The organism is Pseudomonas sp. SIMBA_068 (assembly GCF_046534705.1).
GTDB classification, from domain to species: domain Bacteria; phylum Pseudomonadota; class Gammaproteobacteria; order Pseudomonadales; family Pseudomonadaceae; genus Aquipseudomonas; species Aquipseudomonas putida.
This window is the reverse complement of sequence record NZ_JAWRYI010001092.1, coordinates 1-253: the sequence shown is the minus strand read 5'-3', so window position 1 is coordinate 253 and position 253 is coordinate 1. Positions and strand designations below refer to the sequence as shown.

The following is a 253-nucleotide window of genomic DNA, read 5'->3' as shown; positions in this document are numbered from 1 at the left end:
GGCGTCAGCGTGCCGCGGCGAATAAATTTCGGCTGATCGCCTGCATGGCCCAGCGCACGCAGCGGATAGCCCGTCAGCGTTTCCGGTACAAAACTGCTTTGATTCATCTTTAACGGTGTGAAGATAAGCTGTGACGCCAGCGTCTGAATATCCTGATGACAACGCGTGCGCAGGATATAACCGAGCAGCGCATAGCCGAGGTTGGAGTAGTGTGGCATGCGTACCGCAGGTGCAGAGAAGTCCGCCAGATAAC

At 56.1% G+C, this 253-nt stretch carries 1 protein-coding gene; it reads right to left on the bottom strand.

Translation table 11 applies throughout. The annotated features are described in order from the left end of the window. The coding region (locus SB756_RS32840) for a serine hydrolase (protein ID WP_410913609.1) at nt 1-253 on the bottom strand (253 nt) is incomplete at both ends.